Origin of the sequence: Streptomyces sp. NPDC002138 (assembly GCF_040296485.1) — a bacterium.
In the GTDB taxonomy this organism is placed as follows: Bacteria; Actinomycetota; Actinomycetes; order Streptomycetales; family Streptomycetaceae; genus Streptomyces.
This window is the reverse complement of the sequence record NZ_JBEOXE010000160.1, coordinates 1-1,799: the sequence shown is the minus strand read 5'-3', so window position 1 is coordinate 1,799 and position 1,799 is coordinate 1. Positions and strand designations below refer to the sequence as shown.

The following is a 1,799-nucleotide window of genomic DNA, read 5'->3' as shown; positions in this document are numbered from 1 at the left end:
GCAACCGCATCAGGCGTCCGCGCCACCTGCGCCTCAAACAAATCCGCAACCGTACCCCCAGGCACCACAGCAGACGTGTCATTCCACTCAACAACAACCCGACGACGCTCCACCTCACCCAGCACATCCACCGCGCTCAACGGAAGGTCCGAACCACCCTCCAACACGCCCTCAAGCCCCACCACCAAACGCTCCACCGCGTTGCACACCAGCACACCCACGGCGCGGGCATCCACCGGGGCAGCAGCCTCCACGGCGAACGCCATACCACTGCCGTCGTCGTCGACCGAGACCGAGAGCGGGTAGTTGGTGCGCTCGCTGGCCAGAAGCACGCGGATGCCGGCCATCGCATCACGCTCTCCGCCGTCGCCGTCCTGCGCGACGTTGTGCCGGTAGTTGAACAGAGCCGTGAACAGCGGCATATCACTGGCCACACCACTGGCCTGCTGGGCCAAAGCCAGCGGCGCGTGCTCGTGCTCGAGGAGTCCTGCGAGCTGATCGCGCATGGCCCGGACCGACTCCAGCGCGCCGAGCTCATCCACTCGTGCCCGCACCGGCAGGGTGTTGATGAACGGCCCGGGCACCCGCTCCGAGCCGGCGCCGGCGTTCATCCGGCCGAACAGCACCGTCCCGAACACCACGTCTTCGCGCCCGCTGACCGTCGCAAGCACCCGCGCCCATGCCACGTGCAGAACAGTCGCCGCACTCACACCGAGTCGGCGCGCAACAGCTCTCAGCCGGCCGGCCACATCCTCTGTGAGTGCCACGACTCCGTGCGTCGAGTCGCTACCGTCGCCATGAACGTCGACCAGTCCGAACGGCGCCGTCGGCTCGGTCACGTCTCCCAACAGCCCAGCGAAGTATCGCTCATGCTCGGCACGCGTCACCCCGCCCCGGGCCTGCGCCACGAAGTTGCGGAACGGCAGCGGCGTAAACAGCTCGACGCCGCGCCCTGCGAGGCACAACTCGACCTCACTCAGCAGCACTTCCAGTCCGGTGTGGTCCTGCACCATGTGGTGCACCCGCACCAGCCCGAGCCAGCGGTCACCGCCGGGCTCAACCGGCGCGACGTGCAGGCTGATCAGCGGCGTCCGGCCCAGATCCATGGACGCCCCACCGGCGGCAACCAACGAGGCCACCGGATCCGCGTCCTGCGGGTCGAGCTCCACTTCGGTCACCGGCAGTTCCGCGTGGCGCCGGACGACCTGGACGGGCTCGCGCAGCCCCTCCCACACGATGGCCGTGCGGAGGATGTCGTGCCGGTCGATGACCTGCTGCAAGGCGCTGGCGAAGGCGTCGAGCCGCGCCCGGGAGGCGAACTCCAGCACCGTGGGCATGACGTAGGCGTCTTCGCCGCCGTCGGCCAGGAGGTGGTGGAACAGCAGGCCTTCCTGGAGGGGGGCAAGGGGATAGATGTCGGCGATGTTCGCCGGACCGCCTTCGACAGCCGTGATGATCCGTTGGATGTCGTCCGTGGACAGCTCGACCAGCGGAAGCATCTCCGGCGTGATCTCCAGCGCATCCGCGGGGATCAGATTCGGCGGGACCTCCACCCGGGCTGCCGCAGTCGCCATCGCGAGGGCGGCCACGGTCGGGGTCTGGAACAGCGCCCGCACCGACACGGACACCCCACGTTCACGAAGCCGTTCCACCAGCTGGATCGCAAGGAGCGAGTGGCCGCCGAGGGCGAAGAAGTCATCGTCCACGCCCACGCCGTCGAGACCGAGAACCTGCGCAAAGGCAGCACACAGCACCTCTTCACGGGCATTGACCGGCCCACGACCGGCACCCGCGATGTA

General features: G+C 68.5%; 1 protein-coding gene. It reads right to left on the bottom strand.

Going from position 1 to position 1,799, the window contains the following annotated elements; all coding sequences use genetic code 11:
* The coding region (locus tag ABT084_RS37825) for a condensation domain-containing protein (protein ID WP_351054374.1) at window positions 1–1,706 on the bottom strand (1,706 nt) is incomplete at its 3' end.
* Window positions 1,707–1,799 lie beyond the last annotated feature (93 nt).